The sequence below is a fragment of the Streptomyces triticirhizae genome (genome assembly GCF_003696235.1).
GTDB classification, from domain to species: Bacteria; Actinomycetota; Actinomycetes; order Streptomycetales; family Streptomycetaceae; genus Streptomyces; species Streptomyces triticirhizae.
In genome coordinates, this window is record NZ_RFFJ01000235.1 from 1 (window position 1) to 8,443 (window position 8,443).

Annotated in this window: 8 protein-coding genes and 1 pseudogene; 8 read left to right on the plus strand and 1 reads right to left on the minus strand. The window is 74.5% G+C overall.

Annotated features, from left to right (window positions below; all coding sequences use genetic code 11):
• Positions 1–18: 18 nt before the first annotated feature.
• From EBN88_RS26515 to EBN88_RS26550, 8 genes are all read left to right on the plus strand, one after another.
• Positions 19–1,404, plus strand: a complete 1,386-nt coding sequence (locus tag EBN88_RS26515; RefSeq protein ID WP_233580990.1) for a CpaF family protein — start codon at positions 19–21, stop codon at positions 1,402–1,404.
• A gap of 4 nt (positions 1,405–1,408) precedes the next feature.
• Positions 1,409–2,371 carry a type II secretion system F family protein gene (locus EBN88_RS26520; protein ID WP_122399579.1) on the plus strand — a complete coding sequence of 321 codons (963 nt, stop codon included), beginning with the start codon at positions 1,409–1,411 and terminating at the stop codon, positions 2,369–2,371.
• A complete protein-coding gene (locus tag EBN88_RS26525; protein ID WP_122399580.1) occupies positions 2,371–3,324 on the plus strand; it encodes a type II secretion system F family protein in 954 nt (317 codons plus the stop codon). The genes EBN88_RS26520 and EBN88_RS26525 overlap by 1 nt, the downstream gene beginning before the upstream one ends.
• A 39-nt stretch (positions 3,325–3,363) precedes the next feature.
• Entirely contained in the window at positions 3,364–3,597 is a 234-nt protein-coding gene (locus EBN88_RS32180; RefSeq protein WP_122399581.1) for a hypothetical protein, read from the plus strand.
• 2 nt (positions 3,598–3,599) lie between these two features.
• Positions 3,600–4,073, plus strand: coding sequence for a TadE family protein (locus EBN88_RS26535; protein ID WP_233580989.1), 474 nt, complete (start codon positions 3,600–3,602; stop codon positions 4,071–4,073).
• A gap of 7 nt (positions 4,074–4,080) precedes the next feature.
• On the plus strand, positions 4,081–4,530 hold the full coding sequence (locus EBN88_RS26540) for a TadE/TadG family type IV pilus assembly protein (RefSeq protein WP_122399586.1): 450 nt from the start codon (positions 4,081–4,083) through the stop codon (positions 4,528–4,530).
• Positions 4,527–4,988, plus strand: a complete 462-nt coding sequence (locus EBN88_RS26545; RefSeq protein WP_122399582.1) for a pilus assembly protein TadG-related protein — start codon at positions 4,527–4,529, stop codon at positions 4,986–4,988. Before EBN88_RS26540 ends, EBN88_RS26545 begins: the two co-directional genes overlap by 4 nt.
• Positions 4,989–5,052: 64 nt before the next feature.
• Complete coding sequence (locus EBN88_RS26550) at positions 5,053–8,058, plus strand: LysM peptidoglycan-binding domain-containing protein (protein ID WP_122399583.1); 3,006 nt, start codon at positions 5,053–5,055, stop codon at positions 8,056–8,058.
• A gap of 104 nt (positions 8,059–8,162) precedes the next feature.
• On the opposite strand, the pseudogene EBN88_RS32185 reads toward EBN88_RS26550, so the two are convergent.
• Positions 8,163–8,443: pseudogene (locus EBN88_RS32185) on the minus strand (NrfD/PsrC family molybdoenzyme membrane anchor subunit); the annotation flags it as partial.

The window sequence follows — 8,443 nt, forward strand, 5'->3', positions numbered from 1 at the left end:
CGCCCCCGGAGGCGACACATGAGCGGGGTCGCCGGGTTCGGCGTCGGCGGCGTGGGCGGCGTCGGCCCGGCCGGCGCGGTCGCGGCCGCCGAGGGCCGGCGGGCCGGCGAGGTCAACCACCAGCTGGTGAAGCGGTTCCGGCAGGACGCCGGCGACCGCATAGCCGAGCAGCGCCGCATCGACCAGGCCAGCGGCGTCCGCCCCATGTCGTCGGAGGACGAGCGGCACTACGCCCGCGCCGTCATCGCCCAGGTGCTGGAGGAGTACGCCCGCGCGGAGATCGCCGAGGGCCGCGCCCCGTTGGACGCCGCCTCCGAGGAGGCTTACGCCGCCGCCGTGCACGCCGCGCTCTTCGGCGTCGGCCGGCTGCAACCCCTCCTCGACGACCCCGACGTGGAGAACATCGACGTCAACGGCTGCGACCAGGTCTTCATCGGCTACTCCGACGGCCGCGAGGTGCGCGGCGAACCGGTGGCCGAGAGCGACGAGGAACTCGTCGAGCTGATCCAGATCCTCGGCGCCTACTCCGGCCTGTCGTCCCGCCCGTTCGACTCCGCCAACCCGCAGCTGGACCTGCGGCTGCCCGACGGCTCCCGGCTGTCGGCCGTGATGGACGTGACGCGGCGGCCCGCGCTGTCGATCCGGCGCGCCCGGCTGGGCAAGGTCTTCCTCGCCGACCTGGTGGGGAACGGCACGCTCACCCCGGAGTTGGGCCAGTTCCTCACGGCTGCCGTGCGGGCCAGGAAGAACATCATGATCGCCGGGGCCACCAACGCCGGCAAGACGACGCTGCTGCGCGCGCTGGCCAACGAGATCCCGCCCGAGGAGCGGCTGATCACCGTGGAGCGCGCGTTGGAGCTGGGCCTGGACCAGTTCCCCGAACTGCACCCCAACGTGGTCGCGTTCGAGGAGCGGCTGCCCAACTCGGAGGGCCAGGGCGCCATCACGATGGCCGAGCTGGTGCGCCGCAGCCTGCGCATGAACCCGTCCCGGGTGATCGTCGGCGAGGTGCTGGGCGACGAGATCGTCACCATGTTGAACGCGATGAGCCAGGGCAACGACGGCTCGCTGTCGACGATCCACGCCAACAGCTCCTCCGAGGTGTTCAACCGCATCTCCACCTACGCCCTCCAGGCGTCCGAGCGGCTGCCGATCGAGGCCAGCCAGATGTTGATCGCCGGCGCGGTCAACTTCGTGATCTTCGTGGAGCGGCGCAACACCTACGCGCAGGGCGGCACGTTGCGCCGGTTCGTCTCCTCGATCCGCGAGGTGAACGGGGTGGACGGCCGGGTGCTCTCCAGCGAGGTCTTCGCCGAGGGCGCGGACGGGGTGACCCGGCCGCACGCGGCGCTGGCCTGCGCCGAGGAGTTGGCGGCGTACGGCTATCGCGGCGGATGGGGGTGACGGGATGACGGTCTCCGGTGGGCTGTTCTCGCTGACCACCCTCTACGCGCTGCTCTGCGGCGTGGCGGTGGGCGGCGGCCTGGCGCTGCTGGTGGTGGCGATCCGTGGGCTGCCGCCGACCAGCGCGGAGGAGCGCGCGGCGCGGCAGCGGCGGCGTTCGGAGCTGGCGGCGTTCTTCGGCCGGCGCGGCACGGTCGCGGTGGCGACGGCGCTGGTGGTGCTGCTGCTGACGCGGTGGCCGATCGCCGCGCTGGCCACGGCGCTGCTGGCGTTCGTGTGGAACCAGCTCTTCGGCGGCGCGGCCGAGGAGCGCGCCGCGATGCGCCGGGTCGAGGCGTTGGCCGGCTGGACGGAGTCGCTGCGCGACACCATCGCCGGCGCGGTCGGCCTGGAGCAGGCGATCCCGTCCTCGGCGCGGGCGGCGGCGCCTGCGCTGCGCGGTCCGCTCAACAACCTGGTGGACCGGCTGCGCTCGCGCACGCCGCTGCCGGACGCGCTCCAGGAGTTCGCGGACGAGCTGGACGACTCCTCGGCCGACGTGATCATCGCCTCGCTGATCCTCAACGCGCGCCTGCGCGGCCCTGGGCTGCGCGAGGTGCTGGGCGCGTTGGCGAAGTCGGCCCGCGAGGAGGTCGACATGCGGCAGCGGGTGATGGCGCAGCGCGCCTCGACGCGGCGCAGCGTGCAGATCGTGGTCGGGGTGAGCGTGGCGTTCCCGCTGGGCCTGGCCATCTTCAACCCAAGCTTTGTCGAGCCGTTCGGCGACCCGCTGGGCCAGGCCGTGTTGGCCGTGGTCTGCGGCCTGTTCGGGCTCGGCTTCTGGTGGATGCGGCGGCTGTCGACGATCGAGACGCCGGAACGGTTCCTCGCCAGGTCGGAGCCGGTCGAGCCGCTGCGCGAGCGGGAGCGGGCGAACGGGCTGCTGGGCCGGGTGCCGGGCAGGTTCGACAGGGGGGCGAGCCGGTGATGAACTCGATGGTGACCACGGCCGTGGTGGTCGGCGCGATCTTCGGGCTCGGACTGTACGCGCTGGTGCGGGCGTTGGTGCCGAGCCGGCGCGGCCCGGTCTCGACGGTGGCGCGGATCGACGAGCTGCGGGCGCGCGGCGGGATCGGCGGCTACCCGTCGGCCACGCCCTCGGCGCCGGCGGCCGGCGGCGAGCCGGGCACGCGGCGCCGTGACCAGCTGCTGGCCAGGGTCGGCGACCGGGTGGCCGAGCTGTATCTGCAACGGGGCTGGGAGCAGCGCTCGTTGCGGGCGGACCTGGCGCTGCTGGACCGCACCTGGGAGGGGTTCCTCGCCAACAAGGTGGTGCTGGCGGCGCTCGGCCTGTTCTTCGGCCCGTTCGTGTTCTCGATGGCGTGGCTGCTGGGCTTCGGGAGCAGTCCGGTGGTGCCGGTGTGGCTGGCGTTGGCGTTCGCCGGCCTGTTCTTCTTCCTGCCGGACCTGGAGGTGCGGCGGGACGCCAAGGCGAAGCGGCGGGACTTCCGCCGGGTGGTGGCGGCCTATCTGGACCTGGTGGCGATGAGCCTGGCCGGCGGCCGTGGCCTGCCGGAGGCGCTCAAGGCGGCGGCCGAGGTCAGCGACGGCTGGGCGTTGAAGCGCATCCAGACGGCCCTCGCCGACGCGCGGATCACCGGGCTCACGCAGTGGCAGGCGCTGGGGCGGCTGGGCGACGAGGTCGGCGTGGACGAACTCAAGGACCTGTCCACCTCGTTGGCGCTGGTCGCGGACGACGGGGCGAAGGTGCGCGCCTCGTTGTCAGCGCGGGCTGAGACCATGCGGCACAGGGAACTCGCCGACATCGAGGGGAGCGCGGGTGAGAAGTCACAGTCGATGCTGATCGCCCAACTGCTGCTCTGCATGGGTTTCTTGATCTTTCTGATCTTTCCGGCCGGGATGCGCGTCTTCCAGGCGTGACGGTGGCCGAGCAACGTAGTGAAGTGTGGAGGAAAAGCCATGGTGCGCCATCCGGCGACTGACTATCTGATCGGGTTTCTTCGGACCCGGCTGGCCAGGGCCAGATCGGGCGAGTTGGACCGGGGTGCCTCGGCCATCGAGTGGGTGATCATCGCTGCGGTGGTCGTCGGCATCGTGGCCGGCGTCGCGGCCGTGATCATGAACGCCCTCGACGACCGCGCGGAGAGCGTCGGCGACTGCATCGAGGGCGCCCAGAACTACGCCAACTGCTAGCCGTGGTCGGGCGGCTGGTGGGCTTCCTGCGCCGCCGGGTGGCGCAGGGCGCCGACCGGGGTGGCTCGGTGGTGCGCGCGGGGGACCGGGGGAGTTCGGCGATCGAGTTTGTCTTCCTCACGCCGGTGATGTTCTTCATGATCTTCGGTGCGGTGCAGTTCGCGCTCTACTCCTTTGCCGAGCACGTGGCCAAGGCGGCCGCGCAGGCCGGGGCGCGCACCGCGCGGTCCCAGGCGGAGGCCGACCCGGACAGGTGGCGGGGCGCGGCGGAGCGGAAGGCGTACGACTACATCGACCAGTTGGGGCCCGGGCTGTTCACCGCGCGGCCGGACGTGGTGGCCAGCCAGGACCTGGCGGCGTTCACGGTGCGGGTCGAGGTGGAGGGCAACGTGCCGTCGATCCTGCCGGGCGTGGACCTGACGGTGACCGCGGCCTCGGAGGGCCCGATGGAACGCTTCGTGCCGGATGGGGGGTGAGGGCGCCATGGCGCGTGCGCTGGTGCGGCGGCTCGCCGCCGGCGGCCGGGGCGGGTCCTCGCCGGATCGGGGCATGTCCTCGCTCGAAGTGGTCCTGCTCGCGCCGCTGATGATCGCGTTCATTCTGCTGCTGGTCGGTTTCGGCCAGCAGGTGTCGGGTCGGAACGCGGTCAACGGGGCGGCGCGGGACGCCGCGCGGGCCGGCTCGTTGGAGCGTTCCACGGGCGCCGCGATGAGCGCGGCGGCCGACGTGGCCGAGCGGCAGCTGGGCGACGTCTGCGTCGGCGGCACGGTGTCGGTGCGGCGCACCACGCCGGCCGGGCACGAGCCGGGCTCGCTCTTCGGCGTCGAGGTCTCCTGCCAGGTGCGCGGCCTCGACATGCTGGGCATCGGGCTGACCTCCACGCTCTCCGGCACGTCGAGTTCGCCCATCGACCCCTACCGGAGGTCCGGATGAGGGCGTGGACCTGGTTCCAGCGGCGACGCGCCGGGAACGGCCGGGACGCCGACCGGGGTTCGGGCGCCATTGTGGTGATCTTCTTCGCCGTGGTGGTGCTGGCGCTGGCCGCGTTCGTCGTGGACGGCGGGCTCTCCATCGCGCAGCGGGAGCGCGCCGCCGACATCGCCGAACAGGCCGCCCGTTACGCCGCCCAGGACCTCGACGAGGCCGCGCTGCGCCAGGGCGTCTCGCCGGCGCCGATCAACTTCGGCAACTGCGCGAACCGGGTCGCCGAGTACGCCGACTCCGTCGGCATGGACCCGGCCGACATCGCCGCATCGGAGTGCGTCGCGGCCGGCGTCAACGAGGTCACGGTGCGCATCCGTCTCACCTACCGGCCGGTCTTCGCCGGCATCGTCTACGACCAACCGCTGACCGTCTGGGGCGAGGCCACCGCCGAGGCCCAGGTCGGGTAGCGCACCCCCATCACCCCGCCCGCAGACCCCCGTTCCGTTCCTTCCGACCACGGGAGCACCCGTCATGGCTCGCACTCCACCGCCCGTTCCGGGGAACCGGACGCCCGTCCCGGTGCGGGGACGGCGCGGCCCCCGCGAAGTGCTGCTGGCGCTCGCCGCCGTGCTGGCGCTGCTCTGCCTGGTGGTGGGCGTGCCGTTGGCGCTGGCCAGCGTCATCGGCTGGCCGCTGCCGCGCACCGCGCCCAGCCTGGAGATGCTGACCGAGGAGATCGACGTCGGCACCTTCGTCCGGGTGCTGGCCGTGCTGGTCTGGGTCGCCTGGGCGCAGTTCACCGCCTGTGTGCTGGTCGAGGTGTGGGCGGCCGTCTCCGGGGTCGGCATCCCGCGCCGGGTGCCGGGTGCCGGGCCCAGCCAGCTGCTCGCCCGGCAACTGGTCGGCGCCGTGCTGCTGTTGACGTCGGCGGCCGCCTCGTTGACGCCGGGACTCAGCCAGTTGGGCGCGACGTTCGACTCGCCCGGCCAGGGGCAGGTGGTGGCCGAGGCCCAGCGGGTGCCGGGTGGCGGCGCCACGATCACCCTGGCTGCCGGCGCCGCCGACGACGCCAAGGTGAACCCGGCCGACGCGGGTGACTCGGAGCTGCGCACCGCCGACGCCTTCGAGGACGAGGAGCGCTCCGGGGCGATCTACTACCGCATCCAGCCGCCCGAGGGCCGCCACCACGACACCCTCTGGGGCATCGCCGAGCGGCACCTGGGCGAGGGGATGCGGTACAAGGAGATCTACCAGCTCAACAAGGACCGCCTCCAGCCGGACGGCTCCCGGCTGACCGAGGCCAGCCTGATCAGGCCGGGCTGGATTCTCCAGATGCCGGCCGACGCGCAGGGCGGCGAGCTGGTCGAACTCCCCGACGAGGCCGAGGAGCTGACCGCCGAGGAGGCGGCCGAGTACGAGGAGTACGCCGGAACGGGCGACGCCCCGCCGCCCGCCGAGACGCCCGAACTCCCCGACGAGCTGCCCGAGACCGACGACCGCCCGGCCGGCGGCGGCAAGGGCACCGACCGGCCGGCCGTCCTCGACGACGGCGCCGGCGGCGCCGAGGACGCCGACGCCGGCCTGGACCTGCCCGACGAGCGGGCGGCCGCCGAGGGCGGCGGCCCGGCCGGGCTGCCCGATGTGCTGGTCGCCGCGCCGCTGTTGGCGGCCGGGCTGCTGGTGGCGCTCGGCCGCTCGCGGCGGACCGCGCTGTGGCAGGCGGCGGCCGGGGTGCTGCCGCGTTCCGTCGGGGACGACCTGGGGCCGGGCTCGTCGCGCGCGTTCGCGGCCAGGGACGCCCTGCTGGTGGGCGCGGCGCCCGACCAGGTGGCGTTCCTCGACCGGGCGTTGCGGCTGCTGTCGGCCGCGCTGGCCGGCGAGGGCCGGGTGCTGCCGGCCGTCTACGCGGCCTGGCTCGGCCCGGCCGAGCTGCACCTCCAGCTCGCTGGACCGGTCGGCCGCCCGCCGGCGCCCTGGACGCAGGGGCAGGACCAGACGTACTGGACGGTGGAACGCGCCCAGCTCCCGGCCGACGACGCGCCCGCGCCCGAAGCGGAGGCGCCCTACCCGGGCCTGGTCAGCCTGGGGATGCGGGACGAGCTGCGGCTGTTGCTCAACCTGGAGTCGGTGCCCGGGATCGTCGCCGTGCGCGGCGCGCCCGCCGACCGGGAGGCGGTGCTCTCCTCGATCGCCGCCGAGCTGGCGACCAGCGGCTGGTCGGACCGGATGACGGTGACCCTCGTCGGCTTCGCGCCCGAGCTGACGGCGCTGGCCCCGACCCGGGTGCGCCATCTCGACGACATCGCCGGGCTGTTGGAGGTCATGGAGACCGAGACCGGGCTCCGGCGCGGCGCGTTGCGGCACTCGGGACACGAGTCGCTGCTGAGCGGCCGGACCGGCCCGGCCCGCCAACAGCAGTGGGCGCCCCACCTGGTGGTGATCGGCGCGACGCCCACCGAGGAGGAGGCGGACCGGCTGGCCGGCCTCGCGGCCGTCTCGGCACAGCTGGGCATCGGCTATCTGCTGGGCACCGAACAGGCCGATCCGCCGGGCGTGGCCTGGGAGTTCGCGATCGGCCCCGACGGGACGCTCAACGAGCCCGAGATGGGCCTGACGTTGGCGGCCCAACTGCTGCCGGCTGAGCAACGGGCGGCCGTCGTCGAGCTGTTCACCGGCCTGACCAGGGGCCGCGCCGAGGGCGCGCCGCCGGTCGGCGGGCCGACGATCGACCTGTCCGCCGGCCGGCCCGGCGTGTATGTGCGGCTGCTGGGCGGGTTCGAGATCACCGGGCTCGACGAGCCGGAGCCGGAGCGCGCCGCCCGGCTGAAGGAGGCGCTGGCGCTGCTGTCGCTGCACCGGGAGGGCGTCCACCCGCGCGTGCTGGGCTCGGCGCTGTGGCCGCGCGGCGGAACGGACGAACTCCGCGACGCGCTGGTCGCCCGCCTCGGCCAGTGGCTCGGCGCGGACGCGGCCGGCCGGCCCCGGCTGGTGGGCGGCGGCGACGGGCGGCTGGCGCTCTCGCCCGACGTGCTCTCCGACTGGGACGTGCTGCGCGCGCTCCACCACCAGGTGCTGGTCAGCGAGAACCCGACGGAGGCCGGCCGTCCGTCCGACCGGATGCGGAAGCTGACCGACGCGCTGGCGCTGGCGCGCGGCGCGCTGCTGGCCGGGCACCGGGACGGCGGCGGCTTCGGCTGGCTGGAGCACGAGATCGTCGACGCCCAGTACCCGCTGCTGGTCGCGGAGTTGGCGCTCACCCTGGCCACCGAGCACCGCGCGGCGGGCGAGGGCGAGGCGGCCTACGCCGCCGTGCGCTCGGCGCTGGCGACGGCGCCGACGGACGAGCGCCTCTGGAACGAGCTGCTGCGCTCGGCCCACGCGACGGGCCGAGGCGAGTGGCTGACCGGCGCCGCGCAGTGGCTCGTCGGCCACCACGGCCAACTCTTCGGCCCGGCGACCCCGTTGCCCTCCCAGACGGAGGCCCTCCTCGACGAGCTGCTCCCCTCCTGGCGGGAGGCGGTGGCCACGGCGGGTTGAACGGGGCGGAGCGGTGGTTGATGGGTGCGGGTGGTTGACGGGTGCGGGTGGTGGGTCCGGTCAACGACCACGCTGCCGGCACCCGGGCGCGGGCCCGGCGCACGTTATCCCTCCGCACCGCCCCCGTCCGCGCCCCCGCCCCCGTCCGCGCCCGGCTGAACACTCGTCGCCCGCAGCCGCAACCGCTGCGGCAGCACCGTGTACTTCGGGTCACGCGCCGACGCGATCCCCGCGTGGAAGACCGCGAAGCGGGTCGCGGCCGAGGCGGCCACCAGGGCCGCGCCGCTCAGCGCGGCCGCCACGCGGCTCCGGCCGCCGAACAGCGTCGCGCCGGCCGTGCCGAGCACGGCCAGCCGCCGCGCCGTGGTGAGCAGCCGCCCCGGCC